16 protein-coding genes and 1 pseudogene are annotated in these 20,475 nt (G+C 68.8%); 1 reads left to right on the top strand and 16 read right to left on the bottom strand.

What is annotated here, in order from left to right:
- Positions 1 to 51 precede the first annotated feature (51 nt).
- From rpsC to rpsL, 12 genes and pseudogenes are all read right to left on the bottom strand, one after another.
- A pseudogene (gene rpsC, locus ND747_RS27375) lies at positions 52 to 912 on the bottom strand (30S ribosomal protein S3); the annotation flags it as partial.
- Positions 912 to 1,340, bottom strand: coding sequence for a 50S ribosomal protein L22 (gene rplV / locus ND747_RS27370; protein WP_251737151.1), 429 nt, complete (start codon positions 1,338 to 1,340; stop codon positions 912 to 914). The pseudogene rpsC and the gene rplV, both read right to left, overlap by 1 nt.
- Positions 1,333 to 1,614, bottom strand: coding sequence for a 30S ribosomal protein S19 (gene rpsS, locus ND747_RS27365; RefSeq protein WP_009740524.1), 282 nt, complete (start codon positions 1,612 to 1,614; stop codon positions 1,333 to 1,335). Before rpsS ends, rplV begins: the two co-directional genes overlap by 8 nt.
- An 81-nt stretch (positions 1,615 to 1,695) precedes the next feature.
- Positions 1,696 to 2,529, bottom strand: a complete 834-nt coding sequence (gene rplB, locus ND747_RS27360; protein WP_251737150.1) for a 50S ribosomal protein L2 — start codon at positions 2,527 to 2,529, stop codon at positions 1,696 to 1,698.
- A gap of 61 nt (positions 2,530 to 2,590) precedes the next feature.
- A complete protein-coding gene (gene rplW / locus ND747_RS27355) occupies positions 2,591 to 2,887 on the bottom strand; it encodes a 50S ribosomal protein L23 (RefSeq protein ID WP_251737149.1) in 297 nt (98 codons plus the stop codon).
- Positions 2,884 to 3,540 carry a 50S ribosomal protein L4 gene (rplD, locus tag ND747_RS27350; protein WP_251737148.1) on the bottom strand — a complete coding sequence of 219 codons (657 nt, stop codon included), beginning with the start codon at positions 3,538 to 3,540 and terminating at the stop codon, positions 2,884 to 2,886. Before rplD ends, rplW begins: the two co-directional genes overlap by 4 nt.
- On the bottom strand, positions 3,537 to 4,238 hold the full coding sequence (rplC, locus tag ND747_RS27345; protein ID WP_251737147.1) for a 50S ribosomal protein L3: 702 nt from the start codon (positions 4,236 to 4,238) through the stop codon (positions 3,537 to 3,539). The genes rplD and rplC overlap by 4 nt, the downstream gene beginning before the upstream one ends.
- A 17-nt stretch (positions 4,239 to 4,255) precedes the next feature.
- The gene (rpsJ, locus tag ND747_RS27340; protein ID WP_007514815.1) at positions 4,256 to 4,564 is read right to left on the bottom strand and encodes a 30S ribosomal protein S10; all 309 of its coding nucleotides are present in this window, start codon (positions 4,562 to 4,564) and stop codon (positions 4,256 to 4,258) included.
- 293 nt (positions 4,565 to 4,857) lie between these two features.
- Entirely contained in the window at positions 4,858 to 6,051 is a 1,194-nt protein-coding gene (tuf, locus tag ND747_RS27335; RefSeq protein WP_251737146.1) for an elongation factor Tu, read from the bottom strand.
- Positions 6,052 to 6,126: 75 nt separating this feature from the next.
- Complete coding sequence (gene fusA / locus ND747_RS27330; RefSeq protein WP_251737145.1) at positions 6,127 to 8,223, bottom strand: elongation factor G; 2,097 nt, start codon at positions 8,221 to 8,223, stop codon at positions 6,127 to 6,129.
- Between the two features lie 6 nt (positions 8,224 to 8,229).
- Positions 8,230 to 8,700, bottom strand: a complete 471-nt coding sequence (rpsG, locus tag ND747_RS27325) for a 30S ribosomal protein S7 (protein WP_251737144.1) — start codon at positions 8,698 to 8,700, stop codon at positions 8,230 to 8,232.
- Positions 8,700 to 9,074 carry a 30S ribosomal protein S12 gene (gene rpsL, locus ND747_RS27320; protein ID WP_009740532.1) on the bottom strand — a complete coding sequence of 125 codons (375 nt, stop codon included), beginning with the start codon at positions 9,072 to 9,074 and terminating at the stop codon, positions 8,700 to 8,702. The genes rpsG and rpsL overlap by 1 nt, the downstream gene beginning before the upstream one ends.
- A 755-nt stretch (positions 9,075 to 9,829) precedes the next feature.
- On the opposite strand from rpsL, the gene mug reads away from it, so the two are divergent.
- On the top strand, positions 9,830 to 10,453 hold the full coding sequence (gene mug / locus ND747_RS27315; protein WP_251737143.1) for a G/U mismatch-specific DNA glycosylase: 624 nt from the start codon (positions 9,830 to 9,832) through the stop codon (positions 10,451 to 10,453).
- 186 nt (positions 10,454 to 10,639) lie between these two features.
- Here mug and ND747_RS27310 read toward each other — a convergent pair whose 3' ends face one another.
- The 4 genes from ND747_RS27310 to rplL all read right to left on the bottom strand — a co-directional run bounded on the left by ND747_RS27310 (position 10,640) and on the right by rplL (position 20,259).
- Positions 10,640 to 11,485 carry an RluA family pseudouridine synthase gene (locus ND747_RS27310; RefSeq protein WP_251737142.1) on the bottom strand — a complete coding sequence of 282 codons (846 nt, stop codon included), beginning with the start codon at positions 11,483 to 11,485 and terminating at the stop codon, positions 10,640 to 10,642.
- 135 nt (positions 11,486 to 11,620) lie between these two features.
- Positions 11,621 to 15,511, bottom strand: coding sequence for a DNA-directed RNA polymerase subunit beta' (locus tag ND747_RS27305; RefSeq protein ID WP_251737141.1), 3,891 nt, complete (start codon positions 15,509 to 15,511; stop codon positions 11,621 to 11,623).
- A gap of 46 nt (positions 15,512 to 15,557) precedes the next feature.
- Positions 15,558 to 18,983, bottom strand: a complete 3,426-nt coding sequence (gene rpoB, locus ND747_RS27300; RefSeq protein WP_251737140.1) for a DNA-directed RNA polymerase subunit beta — start codon at positions 18,981 to 18,983, stop codon at positions 15,558 to 15,560.
- A gap of 883 nt (positions 18,984 to 19,866) precedes the next feature.
- Positions 19,867 to 20,259: a 50S ribosomal protein L7/L12 gene (rplL, locus tag ND747_RS27295; protein WP_251737139.1), complete on the bottom strand. Its 393-nt coding sequence runs from the start codon at positions 20,257 to 20,259 to the stop codon at positions 19,867 to 19,869.
- Positions 20,260 to 20,475 lie beyond the last annotated feature (216 nt).

Below are 20,475 nucleotides of genomic sequence, written 5' to 3'. Positions count from 1 at the left end.
ATATTTCCTGGTGTGTGGTGGGCTGGGATATGTTTATAAGAGACAGGCTGCCTCGGTCACGGCTGCCTCGGACGCGCTGGCGTCCGTCGACGCCGCCTCGGGCGCAGTGGTCTCGGCGGCCGGCGCACCGCCGCCGCGACCACCCCGACGCTCGTTGCGCGCCGCGGCGCGACCGGCGTCGGTACCGCCCTGGGTGGTACCGGACGAGCCCGAGCGCGGCCCGCGACGTGGCCGGTCCCGGCGGGTCTGGCGCTGCAGCGCCTCCTGGGCCTCCCGCTCGGCCCGGCTCTGCACGATGTCGCCCTTGTAGATCCAGACCTTGACGCCGATCCGACCGAAGTTCGTCCGGGCCTCGTAGAAGCCGTAGTCGATGTCCGCACGCAGCGTGTGCAGCGGGACCCGACCCTCGCGGTAGAACTCCGAACGGCTCATCTCGGCGCCGCCGAGGCGTCCGGAGCACTGCACCCGGATGCCCTTCGCGCCGCCCTTCATCGCGGTCTGCATCGCCTTGCGCATCGCGCGGCGGAAGCTGACCCGGCTGGACAGCTGCTCGGCCACACCCTGCGCGACGAGCTGCGCGTCCACCTCGGGGTTCTTCACCTCGAGGATGTTGAGCTGGACCTGCTTGCCGGTGAGCTTCTCCAGGTCGCCGCGGATGCGGTCGGCCTCGGCGCCCCGGCGGCCGATGACGATGCCCGGGCGGGCGGTGTGGATGTCCACCCGCAGCCGACCCTGGGTGCGCTCGATGTCGACCCGGCTGATTCCGGCCCGCTCCATGCCCCGCGACATCATCTTGCGGATCTTCACGTCCTCGCCGACGTACGCCTTGTACTGCTTGTCGGCGTACCAGCGGGAGGTGAACTCCGACGTGATGCCAAGTCGGAACCCGTGCGGGTTGACCTTCTGCCCCACTACCGGGCCCTCCTAGTCGTCTTCGCGCCCCGGCCGCCGGCCGCGGCGAGCGGCTCGCGGCTCTCCACCACGACGGTGATGTGGCTGGTGCGCTTGCGGATCCGGTAGGCCCGGCCCTGGGCACGGGGGCGGATGCGCTTGAGCGTCGGCCCCTCGTCCACGTAGACCTCGGCGACCCAGAGCGTGGCCGGGTCGAGGCCGTTGTTGTTCTCGGCGTTCGCCGCCGCGCTGGCGACGACCTTGTAGACGTCCTCGCTGGCCGCCTGGGGGGCGAACCGGAGGATGTCGAGTGCCTCGCTGACCGAGCGACCGCGGACCAGGTCGACGACCCGGCGCGCCTTCGTCGGGGACACCCGCACATAGCGGGCGGACGCCTTGGCGCCCGGCAGGCCGGCCCGGGTCAGACCGTCGACGAGATCGTCAGCCACGGCGTGACCTCCGGTCCTCCTTGACGTGCCCGCGGAAGGTCCGGGTCGGGGCGAACTCACCGAGTTTGTGGCCGACCATGCCCTCGGTGATGAACACCGGGACGTGCTTGCGGCCGTCGTGCACGGCGATCGTGTGCCCCAGCATGTCGGGGATCACGGTCGAGCGGCGCGACCAGGTCTTGATGACGTGCTTGGTGCCCTTGGAGTTCTGTACGTCCACCTTCTTGAGCAGGTGGTCGTCGACGAACGGGCCCTTTTTAAGACTGCGTGGCATGGCTGTGTCTCCTCCTTCCTGCTCAGATCTGGTGAACGGAACGGATCGGGCTGGCGGTCGCGGTCCGGGTTGGTGAGGTCACTACCGCCGCCTGTTCTGCTTGCGCCGACGCACGATCATCGCGTCGGAGGCCTTCTTGTGGGCGCGGGTGCGACCCTCCGGACGGCCCTTCGGGTTGACCGGGTGGCGACCACCGGAGGTCTTGCCCTCACCACCACCGTGCGGGTGGTCGACCGGGTTCATCGCCACACCGCGGACGGTGGGACGACGGCCCTTCCAGCGCATCCGGCCGGCCTTGCCCCAGTTGATGTTGCTCTGCTCGGCGTTGCCCACCTCGCCGACGGTCGCGCGGCAGCGGACGTCCACGTTGCGGATCTCGCCCGAGGGCATCCGCAGCTGGGCGTACGGACCGTCCTTCGCGACGAGCTGCACGCTGGCACCGGCGCTACGGGCGATCTTGGCGCCGCCGCCGGGGCGCAGCTCGATGGCGTGGATCACGGTACCGGTCGGGATGTTGCGCAGCGGCAGCGCGTTGCCGGGCTTGATGTCGGCACCGACGCCGGAGCTGACCTGGTCGCCCTGCTTGAGCTTGACCGGCGCGAGGATGTAACGCTTCTCGCCGTCGGCGTAGTGCAGCAGCGCGATCCGGGCGGTGCGGTTCGGGTCGTACTCGATGTGCGCGACCTTGGCCGGCACGCCGTCCTTGTCGCGACGGAAGTCGATGAGCCGATAGGCCCGCTTGTGGCCGCCGCCCTGGTGCCGGGTGGTGATCCGGCCGTGGGCGTTGCGACCACCCTTGGAGTGCAGCGGGCGGACCAGCGACTTCTCCGGGTGGTCCCGGGTGATCTCGACGAAGTCGGCCACGCTCGAGCCACGACGCCCTGGCGTCGTCGGCTTGTACCTACGAATACCCATGGCTTCCTACCGTCCCTGGCCCGTCGAGGGCGCACCCGCGGACGCGACGCAACGCGCGTGCTCAGGCACCGGGGCCTCCGAAGATCTCGATCGTGTCACCGGGAGCAAGGCTCACCAGGGCCCGCTTGGTGGCGGACCGCTGTCCCCAGCCGTGCTTGGTCCGCTTGCGCTTGCCCTGCCGGTTGATGGTGTTCACCCGCAGGACCCGCACGCCGAAGATCTGCTGGACGGCGAGCTTGATGTGGGTCTTGTTCGCGTCCGGGTGCACGATGAAGGTGTAGACGTTCTCGTCGAGCAGGCCGTAGCTCTTCTCCGAGACGACCGGCCGCAGGATGACGTCACGCGGGTCGGGAATCACTTGTTCTCCTCCGCCCCGGCCACGGTCCGCTCGGCCGCGCGGCCGCCGCGGGCGAGGAACGCGGCCAGCGCCTCCTCGGTGAAGACGACATCGTCACTGACCAGCACGTCATAGGTGTTGAGCTGGCCCGGGTCGAGCAGGTGCACCGTCTCGACGTTGCGCAGGCTCTTCCAGGTCAGTTCCTCGGAACGGCTGGCGACGACCAGCACCCGGCGGGTGTCGGCGATCGCGCGCAGCGTCGTCACGGCGGCCTTGGTCGACGGCGTCTCGCCGGTGACCAGCGAGGCCACGACATGGACCCGGTTGTTGCGCGCCCGGTCGGACAGCGCGCCGCGCAGCGCGGCGGCCTTCATCTTCTTGGGCGTGCGCTGGTCGTACTTGCGTGGCGTCGGTCCGTGGACGACGCCACCGCCGGTGAACTGCGGCGCCCGCAGTGAGCCCTGCCGGGCGCGCCCGGTGCCCTTCTGCCGGTACGGCTTGCGGCCACCGCCGCGCACCTCGCCACGGGTCTTGGTGTCGTGGGTGCCCTGGCGGGCAGCCGCGAGCTGGGCGACCACGACCTGGTGGATCAGCGGGACGTTCAGCGCCACGTCGAACACACCATCGGGCAGCTCGGCGCTGCTGCCGCCGTGCACCTCGACCGTGCGGGTCATGCCGAGACCTCCTCACCGGTACCGGCCGCGACCGGGGCGAAGTCGCCGGGCGCCGGGCGCTTGGCCGCGCTGCGCACGAAGACGAGTCCGCCGTCGGGGCCCGGTACCGCACCCTTGACCAGCAGGAAGCCACGCTCGGTGTCGACGGCGTGGATCGTGAGCCCGGCCGTGGTGGTGCGCGCGTGGCCCATCCGACCGGCCATCCGCAGGCCCTTGAACACCCGACCGGGGGTGGCGCAACCGCCGACCGAACCCGGCGAGCGGTGCTTGCGCTCGACGCCGTGTCCCGCGCCCAGGCCCTTGAAGCCGTGGCGCTTCATGACACCGGCGAAGCCCTTGCCCTTGGAGGTGCCGGTCACGTCGACAACCGTGCCGACGGTGAACACCTCGGTGGTCAGTTCCTGACCGGGCTGGTACTTGGTGGCGTCCGCGGTGCGCAGCTCGACCAGATGGCGCCGCGGGGTGACCCCACTGGTGTCGAAGTGCCCACGGGTCGGCTTGTTGATCCGACGTGGGTCGATCTCGCCATAGCCGAGCTGGACGGCCGAGTAGCCGTCGGAGTCCGGCGTCTTGACCTGCGTGACGACGTTGGGTCCGGCCTTGATGACGGTGACCGGCACGACGCGGTTGTTCGCGTCCCATACCTGGGTCATCCCGAGCTTGGTGCCCAGGAGCCCTCTGTAGTTGCGGATGAGCATGACTGCGCCGGCCCCTCTTACAGCTTGATCTCGATGTCGACGCCGGCGGGCAGGTCGAGGCGCATGAGCGAGTCGACCGTCTTCGGCGTCGGGTCAAGGATGTCGATCAGCCGCTTGTGCGTCCGCATCTCGAAGTGCTCGCGGCTGTCCTTGTACTTGTGCGGCGACCGGATGACGCAGTAGATGTTCTTCTCCGTCGGCAGCGGCACCGGTCCCGCGACCTGCGCACCCGTCCGGGTCACCGTCTCGACGATTTTCCGCGCCGAGCTGTCGATGACCTCGTGGTCATAGGCCTTGAGCCGAATGCGGATCTTCTGTGCCGCCATGGTGGGCTTCGCCTGTCCTGTCTGTCTCGTCCGGCCGGTACCGCTACCGGGTCACCGCCCGTAGATCTCCACCGCGCCGGGGGGCGCGGGGCGCCCGCTGCCGGCGGTGCGGGAATCTGCCGGTTCTACCGCTGTCTCGTACCGGTCCCCCGCCGACGACGTCGACGGCTCGGCCCGGGCTAGCTGCACTGCCACTGTTCAACTGGACTGCCACGTCGACCGCGCCGCGCGGGACGTTCGGGCAGCAATGCGCGGGCGGTGGGCCCGGGTGTCCGGACCCACCGCCCGCCCTGCTACTTGAGAACCTTCGTGACCTGGCCCGCACCGACGGTCCGGCCACCCTCGCGGATGGCGAAGCGCAGACCTTCCTCCATGGCGATCGGCTGGATCAGCTCGACCGTCATCTCGGTGTTGTCGCCCGGCATGACCATTTCGGTGCCCTCGGGGAGGGTCACGACGCCGGTCACGTCGGTGGTGCGGAAGTAGAACTGCGGACGGTAGTTCTTGAAGAACGGCGTGTGCCGGCCGCCCTCGTCCTTGTTCAGGATGTAGACGCGAGCCTCGAACACCGTGTGCGGGGTGATCGACTTCGGCTTCACGATGACCTGGCCGCGCTCGACGTCCTCGCGCTTGATGCCGCGCAGGAGCAGTCCGACGTTGTCGCCGGCCTGGCCCTCGTCGAGCAGCTTGCGGAACATCTCGACGCCGGTGACGGTCGTGGTGGTCGTCTCCGGCTTGATGCCGACGATCTCGATCGTCTCGCTGACCTTGACGATTCCACGCTCGACGCGGCCGGTGACAACCGTGCCACGACCCGTGATCGTGAAGACGTCCTCGATCGGCATCAGGAACGGCTTGTCGATCTCACGAACCGGCTCGGGGATCGACTCGTCGACCGCCGCCATGAGCTCGAGCAGCTTGGCGCCCCACTCCTTGTCACCCTCCAGCGCCTTGAGCGCGGAGACGCGGATGACCGGAACGTCGTCGCCGGGGAACTCGTAGGAGTTCAGCAGCTCGCGGACCTCCAGCTCGACGAGCTCGAGGATCTCCTCGTCGTCGACCATGTCGGCCTTGTTCAGCGCCACGACGATGTACGGCACACCGACCTGACGAGCGAGCAGCACGTGCTCCTTCGTCTGCGGCATCGGGCCGTCGGTCGCGGAGACCACCAGGATCGCGCCGTCCATCTGCGCGGCACCGGTGATCATGTTCTTGATGTAGTCCGCGTGACCCGGGCAGTCGACATGTGCGTAGTGCCGCGAGTCGGTCTGGTACTCGACGTGCGCGATGGAGATCGTGATGCCGCGGGCCTTCTCCTCCGGCGCCTTGTCGATCTGGTCGAACGGCGTGAAGGGGTTGAGGTCCGGGTAGGCGTCGTGCAGGACCTTGGTGATGGCCGCGGTCAGGGTGGTCTTGCCATGGTCGATGTGACCGATGGTGCCGATGTTGACGTGCGGCTTGGTCCGCTCGAACTTCTGCTTCGCCACGGGTGTCCCTCCAAGGACGGGTGGTGTCGTGCTGTGTAGTCGTCAGGTGGGGTGGTGCTCACGCCGCGGAGGCGGTCACTCCCCCCGCGCCTTGGCGATGATCTCCTTGGCGACGTTCGCGGGAACCTCGGCGTAGGAGTCGAACTGCATCGAGTAGCTGGCCCGCCCGGAGGTCTTCGACCGCAGGTCACCCACGTAGCCGAACATCTCCGACAGCGGAACCTGGGCCCGCACGATCCGCGAGCCGCCGCGCTCCTCCATCGCCTGGATCTGCCCGCGCCGCGAGTTCAGGTCGCCGATCACGTCGCCCATGTGGTCCTCGGGCGTTGTGACCTCGACGGCCATCAGCGGTTCGAGTAGAACCGGGTCGGCCTTGCGCGCCGCGTCCTTGAACACCATCGATCCGGCGATCTTGAACGCGAGCTCCGAGGAGTCCACGTCGTGGTACTGACCGTCCAGGAGGGTCACCTTGACGTCGACCAGCGGGTATCCGGCGAGCACGCCGAACTCCATGGCCTCCTGGCAGCCGGCGTCCACCGAGGGGATGTACTCCTTGGGGATGCGACCGCCGGTGACCTTGTTCTGGAACTCGTACCCGCCGCCGTCGCCGCCGGAGGGCTCGAGGTTGATGATCACGCGGGCGTACTGGCCTGAGCCGCCGGTCTGCTTCTTGTGCGTGTAGTCGACCTTCTCCACCTTGCGGCGGATGGTCTCCCGGTACGCGACCTGCGGCTTGCCGACGTTCGCCTCGACGCTGAACTCGCGACGCATCCGGTCGACCAGCACGTCGAGGTGCAGCTCGCCCATGCCGGCGATGATCGTCTGACCGGTCTCCTCGTCGGTGCGGACCTGGAAGGTCGGGTCCTCCTCGGCGAGGCGCTGGATCGCGGTGCCCAGCTTCTGCTGGTCGGCCTTCGTCTTCGGCTCGATCGCCACGTGGATGACCGGAGCCGGGAAGGTCATCGACTCCAGGATCACCGGCGCGTTCGGGTCACAGAGCGTGTCACCGGTGGTGGTGTTCTTCAGACCCACCACGGCGACGATCTGACCCGCGCCGACGCCCTCGCGGTCCTCCCGGTGGTTGGCGTGCATCTGCAGGATGCGCCCAATGCGCTCCTTGCGGTCCTTGGTGGAGTTCAGGACCGGGGAGCCACCGTTGATCTTGCCCGAGTAGACCCGGATGTAGGTCAGCTTGCCGACGTACGGGTCACTCATGATCTTGAAGGCGAGCGCGGAGAACGGCGCGTCCTCACTCGGCTCCCGGCGGACCTCGACGGCCTCGTCGTTGACCGAATGGCCGACCGTGGCGCCGATGTCGAGCGGGTTCGGGAGGAACTCCACGACCGCGTCGAGCATGGGCTGGACGCCCTTGTTCTTGAACGCGGAACCGCACAGCACCGGGTTGACCTTGCTGGCCAGGGTCGCCCGCCGCAGGGCCGCCACGAGCTGCTCCTCGGAGGGCTCCACGCCCTCGAGGTAGAGCTCCATGAGCTCGTCGTCGTTCTCGGCGACGGTCTCGATCAGCTTGTCACGCCACTCCTGCGCCGCCTCGGCGTGGTCGGCCGGAATGTCGACGGTGTCGTAGGACGCGCCCTTGTCCTCGGACTGCCAGAGCAGACCCTTCAACCGGATCAGGTCGATGACGCCGCGGAAGTCCGACTCCACGCCCCAGGGGAGCTGGATGACGGCGGGCGTCGCGTCAAGCCGGTCGACCATCATGTCGACGCAGCGGTGGAACTCCGCGCCGACCCGGTCCATCTTGTTGACGAAGGCGATCCGTGGCACGTCGTACCGGTCGGCCTGCTTCCAGACCGTTTCGCTCTGCGGTTCGACCCCGGCGACGGCGTCGAACACCGCGACCGCACCGTCAAGGACACGCAGCGAGCGCTCCACCTCGACGGTGAAGTCGACGTGGCCGGGCGTGTCGATGATGTTGATGGTGTGGTCGCGCCAGATACAGGTGGTGGCGGCGGAGGTGATCGTGATCCCCCGCTCCTGTTCCTGCTCCATCCAGTCCATCGTGGCGCCACCCTCGTGGACTTCACCGATCTTGTAGTTCACACCGGTGTAGAAGAGGATGCGCTCGGTGGTGGTGGTCTTGCCCGCGTCGATGTGGGCCATGATCCCGATGTTGCGGGTCCTGGCCAGCGAGGAGGGTGCGTCAGAAGGCATCTCGAGCTACCAGCGGTAGTGGGCGAAGGCCTTGTTGGACTCCGCCATCTTGTGGGTGTCCTCCCGGCGCTTCACGCTCGCGCCGAGACCGTTGCTCGCGTCGATGAGCTCGTTCATCAGCCGCTCGGTCATCGTCTTCTCGCGACGAGCCCGGGAGTAGCTGACAAGCCAGCGCAGTGCAAGCGTGGTGCTGCGACTGGCCCGCACCTCGACCGGCACCTGGTAGGTGGCACCACCCACGCGGCGGCTGCGCACCTCGAGCGTGGGCTTGACGTTGTCCAGCGCCCGCTTGAGCGTGACGACCGGGTCGTTGCCGGTCTTGTTCTTCGCGCCCTCAAGCGCGCCGTACACGATGCGCTCGGCGACGGACTTCTTGCCGCTCAGCAGCACCTTGTTCACCAGCGCGGTCACCAGCGGCGACCCGTACACCGGGTCGACGACGACGGCGTGCTTGGGCGCGGGCCCCTTGCGCGGCATCAGCCCTTCTCCTTCTTCGCGCCGTAGCGGCTGCGAGCCTGCTTGCGGTTACGGACGCCCTGCGTGTCGAGAGCGCCGCGGACGATCTTGTAGCGGACACCCGGCAGGTCCTTCACCCGGCCGCCACGTACGAGGACGATCGAGTGCTCCTGCAGGTTGTGGCCGACGCCCGGGATGTAGGCGGTGACCTCGATCCCGCTGTTCAGTCGGACACGAGCCACCTTGCGCAGCGCCGAGTTCGGCTTCTTCGGGGTGGTCGTGTAGACGCGGGTGCACACGCCACGACGCTGAGGGCTCCCCTTGAGTGCCGGGGTCTTGGTCTTCTCGACCTTGTCCTGCCGGCCCTTGCGGACCAGCTGCTGGATCGTGGGCAACGCCGCTCCCGTTCCTGTCACGCCTCGTCGTACTGCCTTGGGCAACCAGACCGGTACCCGGCCTACCTGCATGTCCGCCTGCGCCCCGCACCCGAGTGACCGGACACTGTCCGGTACTCCCTGGTGCCGCCTGGTGACTTCGACCGGATCCCCCGACCCACGCGGTCGGGCGTGTCGCGCCACCTGAACCGCGCGGATCCGAAGTGATGATCCAGCTACGGTGTGGAAAGCGCGCCAACCCGCCCAGCCGCGTCGCGGAACCGAGCCTGACAGTCGCCGACGGCCGCCTGGGCGCTGAGGTTAGTCAGCCTACCCGGCGCCACGGCGCCACATCGAAGTACGGGACGCACGCCAGAGCCACACGGGCTCCGGCCACAGGGGTCAACAGTACTCCACGGCTGCGTCGCGTGTCGAACAGGGTGCCGCGCGACCTCCCGCGCAGACACCGACATGCACGTCACGGCACCACCACGCCGGCCCAGGCCCGACCTACGTCCAGGGCCGACCTACGTCCAGGGCCGGCGGACGTCCAGGGCCGGCGGACGTCCAGGGCCGGCAATCCACTACCCGCATCGCGGGGCGGCCGGACTCCTCCGCCTTCAGCACCAGGAAACCCGCCAGCTGCCGGCTGGCCCCCGGCAACAGGCCCCCGCAACCAGGCCCCCGCAACAAGCCCCCCGGCACCCGCAGCAGCATCCGCCGCTGGCAGGCTGTGCCAGACAGCACGATACCGGCAAACGAGGGGCTGCGGGACCATGTCTGACTCAGTCGGGGGAGGGCCCGTCAACGCACCGGTGGCCGAGCCGCAGGACCTCCCCACCCACCCGCCCCGACCGACGCGCGCGCAGATTCTGGCCGCGCACGGGCGCACCGTTCCCGATCTGCTCGCCCCGCGGACCGTGGTCCTGCTCTGCGGCATCAACCCGTCCCTGGAGTCCGGGGCGACCGGCTACCACTTCGGGACTCCGAGCAACCGACTCTGGCCCGTCCTGCATCTCGCCGGTTTCACCCCACGCCGCCTGCACCCGAGTGAGACCAGCGAGCTGACCAGCCGCGGTCTCAGCATCACCAACCTGGTCGGACGCTCAACCGCACGGGCCGATGAAATCGACGACGAGGAGATCCGCGCCGGCGTAGGCCCCCTGGTGGCCCTGGCCGAACGGATCAAGCCGGATTTCGTCGCCTTTCTGGGTCTCGCCGCCTACCGGGTCGGCTTCCGCCGCCGCTCGGCGCGGGTCGGCCGGCAACCGGAAAGCCTCGGGGCCGCCGGGATCTGGCTGCTGCCAAACCCCAGCGGACTCAACGCCCACTATCAGCTCCCCGACCTGGCCCGGGCCTACGGCGAGCTACGCGAGGCCGCCTACCCGGGCCCTTCCTAGAACACCAGGCACGAAAAGCCTGCGCCAGCACCGAGCGCCCGGACGATGACGGCGTCGCCGGCTGGGACCGGTATTCCACGAACATCACCATCGGCCACGACGACGCGGGTCTCGGACAGCACCGAAGACGCTCGGTCGGCAGTGTCAACGCCTGGCTCCGCCAGGCCATCGAGAGCCTTGTCGAGTTCAGCGAGCAGTGACCGGCCCGCCTGCCGACGGATCGGGACGAGCGTCGAGCGAAGGGCCTTCGACCCAGGGGACGAGGTCTGGAAGCCCGGCCGCCAGGGCAGGCGGGAAATGCCCTGCACCCGGCGCCCAGAAGTCGGCGCCGGGTGGGGCCTCGAGCCGTCGACGCTGCCCGCCGACGTCGATGGCCAGCCGCCAGGAGTGCAGCAGGGCACGGCCGGCCACGGACCGGTCGAACAGCGGGTCGCCGTCGATCGGATGGCCGATCCAGGCCAGGTGGACCCGGATCTGGTGGCGTCGCCCGCTGACCGGAACGGCTGCCAGCAGGGTGAAGTCACCGCCTTCCCAGACCCGGCTGAACGTCGTGACGGACGGGTAGACCCGCACGTGGTCGAACACCGCACCGGGCCGGACCGTCCAGCGGGCCGCGCCGCCGGCCGGCACCGGCGGCTCGATGCGGATGTCGGCGCGGTTGGCGGCGATGCGGACCCGGTTCTTGCGCCCGACGCTGAGCGGAAGGTCGATGATGCCGGCCGCGGGCAGGCCACGGGTCCGAGTGAGGGCCAGGTAGCACTTGCCGACGGTGCGCCGGGCGAACTGTCGGGTCAGGTCACCGTGAAAGCGCAGCTCGCGGGCAAAAAGAATCAGCCCCGAGGTGGCCTTGTCGATGCGGTGTACCGGAAAAAGCCGTTCTCCCTGGGCCGCGGCCAACCGGACGAGATCGGTGTCGTGCCGCTCCCCCGTCACCGAGATGCCGGCCGGTTTGTCGAGCGCGAGGACCTCGTCGTCGACGTATACCAGCCGTTCGGTCCGCAGCGCCGCCCACGACGGCTGCGCGTTCGTCATCGCGTCGCTTCTCCTGCCGTCTCACTGGGAGTTGTTGTGGAGCTGGCGGTGAATGCCGAACGGCGGCCCGGCTCCTGCAGGTGCGCAGGAGCCGGGCCGCCGTGATGCCCGCTGGGCGGGCGCCGGATCAGCAGGTCAGCGGAAGTCGCCGGAGCTGCGGTAGTCGAACTCGTCGAGCGGGACGGCCTGGCCCGAGCCGGTGCCGAAGGCGCCGTACTCGACACTGCCGGCGTCCTCGTAGGCCCCGACGGAGTACATCGCCGCCCGTGCCTCCTCGGTCGGCTCCACCCGGATGTTGCGGTACCGGGAGATGCCGGTACCAGCCGGGATCAGCTTTCCGATGATGACGTTCTCCTTCAGGCCGACGAGCGAGTCCGACCGGGCGTTGATCGCCGCGTCGGTGAGCACTCGGGTCGTCTCCTGGAAGGAGGCCGCCGACAGCCACGACTCGGTGGCCAGCGACGCCTTGGTGATGCCCATCAGCACCGGACGGGCCGAGGCCGGCTGACCGCCGGTCTCCACGACCCGGCGGTTCTCCGACTCGAACCGGGCCCGCTCGCACAGCTCGCCGGGCAGCAGCGCGGTCTCGCCGGACTCGAGCACGTTCACCCGCTTGAGCATCTGGCGGATGATGATCTCGATGTGCTTGTCGTGGATGGACACACCCTGCGAGCGGTACACCTCCTGGACCTGCTCGACCAGGTGGAGCTGGACCTGGCGCGGGCCGAGGATGCGCAGCACCTCGTGCGGGTCGACGGCACCGTCGACGACCTGGTTGCCGACCTCGATGCGGTCGCCCTCGCGCACCCGCAGCCGGGAGCGGCGGGACACCGGGTAGGCGATCTCCTCGCTGCCGTCGTCGGGGACGACCACGACCTTGAAGGTCTTCTCGGTCTCCTCGATCTTCACCCGGCCGGAGACCTCGGTGATCGGCGCCTTGCCCTTGGGGCTACGGGCCTCGAACAGCTCGACGACGCGCGGCAGACCCTGGGTGATGTCGTCGCCGGCGACGCCACCCGAGTGGAAGGTACGCATCGTCAGCTGGGTGCCGGGCTCGCCGATGGACTGGGCGGCGACGATGCCGACGGCCTCGCCGACGTCGACCAGCTTGCCGGTGGCCAGCGAACGACCGTAGCACTGGGCGCACACGCCCATCCGCGACTCGCAGGTCAGGGCGGAGCGGACCCGGACGTTCTCGATGCCGGCCTCGATGATCTGGCCGATCGCGACGTCGCCGGCGTCGGTACCGGCGGGCACGATGATCTCACCGTGCTCGTCGATCGCGTCGGAGGCGAGCGTGCGCGCGTACGCCGAGGTCTCGGCGTAGCGGTCCCGCACCAGGGCACCGTCGGCGCCGCGGCTGGCGATCCGGGTGAGGATGCCACGCTCGGTGCCGCAGTCCTCCTCCCGGACGATGACGTCCTGGCTGACGTCGACCAGCCGGCGGGTCAGGTAGCCGGAGTCGGCGGTGCGCAGCGCCGTGTCGGCGAGGCCCTTGCGGGCGCCGTGGGTCGAGATGAAGTACTCGACCACGGTGAGGCCCTCGCGGAAGTTCGCCTTGATCGGCCGCGGGATGATCTCGCCCTTGGGGTTGGAGACCAGACCACGCATGCCGGCGAGCTGCCGGATCTGCATCATGTTTCCGGCGGCACCGGAGTTGACCAGCACGTAGACCGGGTTGGTCTTCGGGAAGTTCGCCTCCATCGCCTCGGCGATCTTGTTGGTCGCCTCGGTCCAGATCTGGACCAGCTCGCTCCGGCGCTCCTCGTCGGACAGGAAGCCGCGGTCGAACTGCTTCTGCACCCGGTCGGCCCGCTGCTCGTAGTCGTCGAGGATCTCGGCCTTGTTCGGCGGCGCGACGACGTCCTCGATGGCGACGGTGACACCGGAGCGGGTCGCCCAGTAGAAACCGGCGCTCTTGAGCGCGTCCAGGGTCGCCGCGACCTGGATCTTCGGGTACCGCTCGGCCAGGTCGTTGACGATCGCGGCCTGGGCCTTCTTGTTCAGCTGCTCGTTGATGAAGGGGTAGCCCTCCGGCAGCGCCTCGTTGAGCAGGCAGCGGCCGAACGTGGTCTCCAGGGTGAAGACGTCCCCGGTGATCCAGTCGGCCGGCGGCGTCCACTCCGCCGGCGGGGTGGTGTCGCGCAGCCGGACGCTGATCCGGGCCTGCAGCGCGATCTCCTTCGCGTCGTAGGCCATCTGTGCCTCGGCGACGGACGAGAACGCCCGTCCCTCGCCGACCGCGCCCTCGGCCAGGGTCGACAGGTGGAACACACCGGTGACCATGTCGAGCGACGGCATCGCCAGCGGACGGCCGGAGGCGGGCGAGAGGATGTTGTTGCTCGACAGCATCAGGATTCGCGCCTCGGCCTGGGCCTCGGCGGACAGCGGCAGGTGGACCGCCATCTGGTCACCGTCGAAGTCGGCGTTGAACGCGGTGCAGACCAGCGGGTGGATCTGGATGGCCTTGCCCTCGACCAGCTGGGGCTCGAAGGCCTGGATGCCCAGGCGGTGCAGGGTCGGCGCCCGGTTGAGCAGCACCGGGTGCTCCGTGATGACCTCCTCGAGCACGTCCCACACGACCGGACGGGCCCGCTCCACCATCCGCTTCGCGGACTTGATGTTCTGCGCGTGGTTGAGGTCGACCAGGCGCTTCATCACGAACGGCTTGAACAGCTCGAGCGCCATCTGCTTGGGCAGACCGCACTGGTGCAGCTTGAGCTGCGGGCCGACGACGATGACCGACCGGCCGGAGTAGTCGACGCGCTTGCCGAGCAGGTTCTGCCGGAACCGGCCCTGCTTGCCCTTGAGCATGTCGGACAGCGACTTCAGCGGCCGGTTACCGGGACCGGTGACCGGCCGGCCGCGGCGACCGTTGTCGAACAGTGCGTCGACGGCCTCCTGCAGCATCCGCTTCTCGTTGTTGACGATGATCTCGGGCGCGCCGAGGTCCAGCAGCCGCTTGAGCCGGTTGTTCCGGTTGATCACTCGGCGGTACAGGTCGTTGAGGTCGGAGGTCGCGAAGCGGCCACCGTCGAGCTGGACCATCGGCCGCAGGTCCGGCGGGATCACCGGAACGCAGTCGAGCACCATCCCCATCGGGGAGTTACGGGTGATCAGGAACGCGGAGACGACCTTGAGCCGCTTGAGCGCCCGGGCCTTCTTCTGGCCCTTGCCGCTGCGGATGGTCTCGCGCAGCGACTCGGCCTCGGCGGCCAGGTCGAACTCGGCGAGCCGGCGCTGCAGCGCCTCGGCGCCCATGCCGCCGTCGAAGTACTGGCCGAACCGGTCGCGCAGCTCGCGGTAGAGCAGCTCGTCCGGCTCCAGGTCCTGGACCTTCATGTTCTTGAACCGGTCGAAGACCCGGTCGAGGTCGTCGATCTTGCGCTGCGAACGGTCACGGATCTGGCGCATCTCGCGCTCGGCCGACTCCCGGACCTTGCGCCGCGCGTCGCCCTTGGCACCCTCGGCCTCGAGCTGCGCGAGGTCGGCCTCCAGGCGCTTCTGCCGGGTCTCGACGTCGGCGTTCTTGCGGTCCTCGAGCTGCTGCTTCTCGACGCCGATGCGGGCCTCGAGGGTGGGCAGGTCGCGGTGCCGCGCGTCCGTGTCGACCTTGGTGATCATGTAGGCGGCGAAGTAGATGACCTTCTCAAGGTCCTTCGGCGCCAGGTCCAGCAGGTAGCCGAGCCGGCTCGGCACACCCTTGAAGTACCAGATGTGGGTGACCGGGGCGGCGAGCTCGATGTGCCCCATCCGCTCGCGGCGCACCTTGGCCCGGGTGACCTCGACGCCACAGCGCTCACAGATGATGCCCTTGAAGCGGACCCGCTTGTACTTGCCGCAGTAGCACTCCCAGTCCCGGGTCGGACCGAAGATCTTCTCGCAGAAGAGCCCGTCCTTCTTCGGCTTCAGGGTGCGGTAGTTGATCGTTTCCGGCTTCTTGACCTCGCCGTGCGACCACTGGCGGATGTCGTCCGCAGTGGCAAGACCGATGCGCAGCTCATCGAAGAAGTTGACGTCCAGCAAGACTGTCGCCTGCTCTCTCTATCTCGGTCGGGACGCAGGGAGTCGGTCAGACTTCCTCGACGCTGCTCGGCTCACGCCGGGACAGGTCGATCCCGAGTTCCTCCGCCGCACGGAAGACGTCCTCGTCGGTGTCGCGCATCTCGATCTGCACGCCGTCGCTCGAGAGCACCTCGACGTTGAGGCACAGCGACTGCATCTCCTTGATGAGCACCTTGAACGACTCCGGGATACCGGGTTCCGGAATGTTCTCGCCCTTGACGATCGCCTCGTAGACCTTGACCCGGCCCACGACGTCGTCGGACTTGATGGTCAGCAGCTCCTGCAGGGCGTAGGCGGCGCCGTACGCCTCCAGCGCCCACACCTCCATCTCGCCGAAGCGCTGGCCACCGAACTGCGCCTTACCACCCAGGGGCTGCTGGGTGATCATCGAGTAGGGGCCGGTCGACCGGGCGTGGATCTTGTCGTCGACCAGGTGGAGCAGCTTGAGGATGTAGATGTAGCCGACCGCGACCGGGTACGGGTACGGCTCGCCGGTGCGACCGTCGAACAGCGTGGCCTTGCCGGAGGAGCCGATCAGCTGGACGCCGTCCCGGTTGGGCAGGGTCGAGTCGAGCAGGCCGGTGATCTCCTCCTCGCGGGCGCCGTCGAACACCGGGGTGGCGACGTTGGTGCCGGGGGGGGCCGCGTCGGCGCCGATGCCGCGCAGCCGGTCCTTCCAGCCCTCGGTGCCGGCGTCGACCTGCCAGCCGGTCTTGGCGACCCAGCCGAGGTGGGTCTCCAGGATCTGGCCGATGTTCATCCGCCGGGGCACGCCGTGCGGGTTGAGCACGACGTCGACCGGGGTGCCGTCCTCGAGGAAGGGCATGTCCTCGGCCGGGAGAATCTTGGCGATGACACCCTTGTTGCCGTGCCGGCCGGCGAGCTTGTCGCCGTCAGTGATCTTGCGCTTCTGCGCGACGTACACCCGGACCAGCTCGTTGACGCCGGGGGGCAGCTCGTCGCCGTCCTCGCGGGAGAACACCCGCACGCCGATGACCTTGCCGGACTCACCGTGCGGCACCTTCAGCGAGGTGTCCCGGACCTCCCGGGCCTTCTCACCGAAGATCGCGCGCAGCAGCCGCTCCTCCGGGGTCAGCTCGGTCTCGCCCTTCGGGGTGACCTTGCCGACCAGGACGTCTCCGGTCTGCACGTCGGCACCGATCCGGATGATCCCGCGCTCGTCGAGGTCGGCCAGGACCTCTTCGGCGACGTTCGGGATGTCCCGGGTGATCTCCTCCGGGCCGAGCTTGGTGTCGCGGGCGTCGACCTCGTGCTCCTCGATGTGGATCGAGGAGAGCACGTCGTCCTGCACGAGGCGCTGCGACAGGATGATCGCGTCCTCGTAGTTGTGCCCCTCCCACGGCATGAAGGCGACCAGCATGTTCTTGCCGAGCGCCATCTCGCCGTTGTCGGTGCACGGGCCGTCGGCGATGACCTGGCCGGCCTCGATCCGGTCGCCCTCGTTCACGATCGGCTTCTGGTTGATACAGGTGCCCTGGTTGGAGCGGCGGAACTTGGCCAGCCGGTAGGTGCGCCGGGTGCCGTCGTCGTGCATGACGGTGATGTAGTCGGCCGAGAGGTCCTCGACGATGCCGGCCTGGCCCGCGACGATCACGTCACCGGCGTCCTTGGCCGCGCGGGCCTCCATGCCGGTGCCGACCAGCGGCGCCTCGGAGCGCAGCAGCGGCACCGACTGGCGCTGCATGTTCGAGCCCATCAGCGCGCGGTTGGCGTCGTCGTGCTCGAGGAACGGAATCATGGCGGTGGCCACGGACACCATCTGCCGCGGCGAGACGTCCATGTAGTCGACCTCGTCCGGCGGGATGAACTCGACCTCACCGCCCTTGCGGCGGACCAGGACGCGGTCCTCGGCGAACGTGCCGTCGGGTAGCAGCGGCGTGTTCGCCTGCGCCTTGACGTGCCGGTCCTCCTCGTCCGCGGTCAGGTAGTCGATCTGGTCGATGACCTGGCCGTTGACGACCTTGCGGTACGGCGTCTCGACGAACCCGAACGGGTTGACCCGCGCGAAGGTCGACAGCGAGCCGATCAGACCGATGTTCGGGCCTTCCGGCGTCTCGATCGGGCACATCCGGCCGTAGTGGCTGGGGTGCACGTCACGGACCTCGAAGCCGGCCCGTTCCCGGGACAGACCACCCGGGCCCAGCGCCGACAGGCGGCGCTTGTGGGTCAGACCGGCCAGCGGGTTGGTCTGGTCCATGAACTGCGAGAGCTGGCTGGTGCCGAAGAACTCCTTGATGGAGGCGACGACCGGCCGGATGTTGATCAGGGTCTGCGGCGTGATCGCCTCGACGTCCTGGGTGGTCATCCGCTCACGGACGACCCGCTCCATGCGCGCCAGGCCCAGCCGGACCTGGTTCTGGATGAGCTCGCCGACCGTGCGCAGTCGCCGGTTGCCGAAGTGGTCGATGTCGTCGACCTCGTAGTCGGCCGGGTCGGCACCCGCGTGCAGCTTGACGACGTACTCGATCGTGCGCACGATGTCATCCTCGGTGAGGACGCCGACGTCGTGGGTCACCTCGAGGGAGAGCTTCTTGTTCACCTTGTAGCGGCCGACCTTGGCCAGGTCGTAGCGCTTCGGGTTGAAGAAGAGGTTCTCCAGCAGGGTCTGCGCCGACTCCCGCGTCGGCGGCTCGCCCGGGCGCAGCTTGCGGTAGATGTCGAGCAGCGCGTCGTCCTGGCTGGCGGTGTGGTCCTTCTCCAGGGTGACCCGCATCGACGGAAAGTCGCCGAACCGCTCGAGGATGCGCGCCTCGTCCCAGCCGAGCGCCTTGAGCAGCACGGTGACGGACTGGCGGCGCTTGCGGTCGATCCGGACGCCGACGGTGTCGCGCTTGTCGATCTCGAACTCGAGCCAGGCACCCCGGGAGGGGATCACCTTGCAGGAGTACAGGTCCTTGTCGGAGGCCTTGTCGAGGCTGCGCTCGAAGTACACGCCAGGGGACCGGACGAGCTGGCTGACCACCACGCGCTCGGTGCCGTTGATGACGAAGGTGCCCTTGGGGGTCATGAGCGGGAAGTCGCCCATGAACACCGTCTGGCTCTTGATCTCACCGGTGGTGTTGTTGGTGAACTCGGCCGTCACGAACAGCGGGGCCGAGAAGGTCATGTCCTTGTCCTTGCACTCCTCCACGGAGTACTTGGGGGGCTCGAACCGGTGATCCCGGAAGGACAGGGACATGGAGCCCGAGAAGTCCTCGATCGGGGAGATCTCCTCGAAGACCTCCTCCAGACCGGAGGTGATCGGAACATCGTCCCGACCCGAGTCGATGGCCTCCTGAACCCGCTCCGCCCAGGCGTCACTGCCGATCAGCCAGTCGAAGGACTGCGTCTGAAGAGCAAGGAGGTCCGGGACCTCGAGGGGCTCAATGATCTTAGCGAACGAGATGCGGGAGGAAGAGCGCGAGGCGGCCAAGGTGGTCCTTCCGGTGGCCTGATCGTCGGGCTGGCGTCGCGGACGTCAAGGATCCGTCGGGGGTGGTCAGGTGATCAGTGTCTCGCTACGGTTGTCGGGAACGGCGGCGGGGGTGCCTCGCCGGTGAGAGGATGACCGCGGGACGTATGTCGCGGGTGGCCGGTCGGCTGGCTGCCGGCTCGGCACCCGGTCACGCGGTCGGAGTAAGCCCTCGTCCCGCAGCGGGATCCGTCGGTTCCTGGTCCATCGGTCCGCGAAGCCGCACCCGATCGGTGTGACTGGCGTTCGGCTGACTGCGGGCACGCCGAAGGGCCGTCGCGGCGCGAGCGCGCGGCGACGCCGGTGTCCGCTGAGAACAACGGGTCGGTGCACGGGCGTTGGGATCCTCGGTGTGGCTGCTAGAAGCCGTGCCAGGCACCAGCACGGCCGCGCGCCTTCACGTCGAACCGGGATCCGCCACAGACGCGGCTCCGGCGAGCAACCGGGGCCACCCGGCGGCGTGGACCAGACCCCCACTGGAGAGCCCGACCTCGCCGGGGAACCGGCGTCAGCGGAACCGATGCAACGAAAAGGGCAGCGCAAACTAGCAGTGTAGCCGACAGGCACACCGCTGGCAAGGCCATGCGCGGCTGAACCGCGCGCAGGGAACGTAGCTCACCGCATCTGCTTCCCGACGAGTGTTCGCGACATGATGGAACCCCGATCCACTGAGGCAGTCAACCCCCTTGGAAAAACGTCACGAACCGCCCGACCTGCCCAACCCCTTGCGTAGCAGCGTATCCGGGCATTTCGCCGGCCTGACATGCCACGGGCCGGGACACCCTGGAGGTGCCCCGGCCCGCGACCGCAGCTGCTGCGCGGAGCGCGTGTGCGCGCCCGTCGACTACTTGACGGTGACGGTTGCCCCGGCGCCCTCGAGAGCCGCCTTGGCCTTGTCCGCGGCCTCCTTGGCGACCTTCTCCAGGACCGGCTTCGGCGCACCGTCGACGAGGTCCTTGGCCTCCTTGAGGCCCAGGCTCGTCAGCGCGCGCACCTCCTTGATGACCTGGATCTTCTTGTCGCCGACGGACTCGAGGATCACGTCGAACTCGTCCTGCTCCTCGGCGGCCGCGGCCTCGCCGCCCGCACCGCCGGCGACCGGCCCCGCGGCGACGGCGACCGGTGCCGCGGCGGTGACGCCGAAGGTCTCCTCGAACTGCTTCACGAACTCGGAGAGCTCGAGCAGGGTCAGTTCCTTGAACGCGTCCAGCAGCTCTTCGGTGGACAGCTTCGCCATGGTGGCGTTTCCTTCCTCATCGGTCCGTGCTCGGCGCCGGCGCCCGGCAGGGTGTCTCCGGGGCAGCGTTCGGCGTCTGTGTCGGGGCGTCTGTAACGGGAGACAGTGGTGCTGTGGTTCAGCCCTGCGGCCGGGACGTCACTCGGCAGCTACGGGCTCGGCCTCGGCCGGGGCGCCCCCGCCCGCGGCGCGCGGGGTTGGCGGGGGGGGGCCGGG

Source organism: Frankia sp. R82 (assembly GCF_023716925.1).
In the GTDB taxonomy this organism is placed as follows: domain Bacteria; phylum Actinomycetota; class Actinomycetes; order Frankiales; family Frankiaceae; genus Frankia.
Note: the sequence above shows the minus strand (reverse complement) of the source record. Positions and strands in the feature narration are given on the sequence as shown.

What these genes read in the sequence shown, in the direction of transcription:
- rpsS (WP_009740524.1), bottom strand. Translation starts at nt 1,614, where the DNA reads ATGCCACGCAGTCTTAAAAAGGGCCCGTTCGTCGACGACCACCTGCTC.
- rplB (WP_251737150.1), bottom strand. Translation starts at nt 2,529, where the DNA reads ATGGGTATTCGTAGGTACAAGCCGACGACGCCAGGGCGTCGTGGCTCG.
- rplD (WP_251737148.1), bottom strand. Translation starts at nt 3,540, where the DNA reads ATGACCCGCACGGTCGAGGTGCACGGCGGCAGCAGCGCCGAGCTGCCC.
- rplC (WP_251737147.1), bottom strand. Translation starts at nt 4,238, where the DNA reads ATGCTCATCCGCAACTACAGAGGGCTCCTGGGCACCAAGCTCGGGATG.
- rpsJ (WP_007514815.1), bottom strand. Translation starts at nt 4,564, where the DNA reads ATGGCGGCACAGAAGATCCGCATTCGGCTCAAGGCCTATGACCACGAG.
- fusA (WP_251737145.1), bottom strand. Translation starts at nt 8,223, where the DNA reads ATGCCTTCTGACGCACCCTCCTCGCTGGCCAGGACCCGCAACATCGGG.
- rpsG (WP_251737144.1), bottom strand. Translation starts at nt 8,700, where the DNA reads ATGCCGCGCAAGGGGCCCGCGCCCAAGCACGCCGTCGTCGTCGACCCG.
- mug (WP_251737143.1), top strand. Translation starts at nt 9,830, where the DNA reads ATGTCTGACTCAGTCGGGGGAGGGCCCGTCAACGCACCGGTGGCCGAG.
- ND747_RS27310 (WP_251737142.1), bottom strand. Translation starts at nt 11,485, where the DNA reads ATGACGAACGCGCAGCCGTCGTGGGCGGCGCTGCGGACCGAACGGCTG.
- rplL (WP_251737139.1), bottom strand. Translation starts at nt 20,259, where the DNA reads ATGGCGAAGCTGTCCACCGAAGAGCTGCTGGACGCGTTCAAGGAACTG.